We start from the raw sequence: 956 nt of genomic DNA on the forward strand, positions 1-956 counted from the left end.
TGGCATGGGCTGCGATGTCGAGCAAGAGATGGCTCAGTTTTGGCGCCCCTATGGCGTCGTAAGGTCTCCATGCGGCAGGCGATATCAGCAACATCATGCCGGTATAGCAGGTCTTGATTTCAAGGGCTACGTAAAACGGCGACAGCTCGATGCCGCTGTTACGCAACTCATGTGCTGTCCAGACGGCTGCTTGCAAAACGGCCAGGACGTTGTAGGCCACTACGGCCACGCCAAAAGCGAGCAAGGCTGCGCGTGGGTGGCCGAGCGTTTTTACCTCGCTGTGCAAGACCGATTCGAGCCGCTGGAACATCGACTCGATCTTCCATCGATGTCGATACAAAACTGCTATTTCACCTGCGGTGAAGCACTCTTCGGGTAGATTCGACAGTATCTGGATAACCGATTCCCCAGCCCCGGTCGGCTCCTTCAAATGCAGCTCGATGCGTCGCAACATCACCCGGTGGTCTGCTTCGTCATTGAACTCTACCGCTTGTTCATACACGTCGCCTGTTTCAACGGATCCTTGATAAGACACCTGGCCAACTGCACGAGGATTTGGGGTGCTGCTGTGCTCACGCACGATGAAATTGCAACCGCGGCGCTCCCACTCTGCCAAGATAGTACGCGTGCTAAAAGCGCGATCGGCAATCCAAAGTTCGCCTGGCGTGGCACGCTCGAGCAGGGATGGCATAACGGCTCGCTCCTGCATATAGGCGTCTTCGCATGGCTCCAGATCGACCACCAGCTTCAAGTCCGGATCGTAGACAACGAGCGAGTGGCCGGGCAAGGCTGCTCCACCAAAGCCACGTAGCGGTTTCATTCTTTTCTCACTCGCCGGCAGATGGCTACCATCGACAATGCGCAGCCGATAACCCGGCACCATGGGCGGTTCGTTCTTCATCATCGGCGCCAGTACATCGCTTAGGCGCGCTGCACTACCGCTCACCAATGCACGC

1 protein-coding gene is annotated in these 956 nt (G+C 57.0%); it reads right to left on the bottom strand.

Annotated features, from left to right (window positions below):
* A partial coding sequence (locus tag ACWCIA_RS22890; protein WP_454166787.1) for a transposase occupies positions 1-901 on the bottom strand: 901 nt, incomplete at its 3' end.
* Positions 902-956: the final 55 nt, after the last annotated feature.

The sequence above is a fragment of the Massilia sp. SYSU DXS3249 genome (assembly GCF_053668055.1).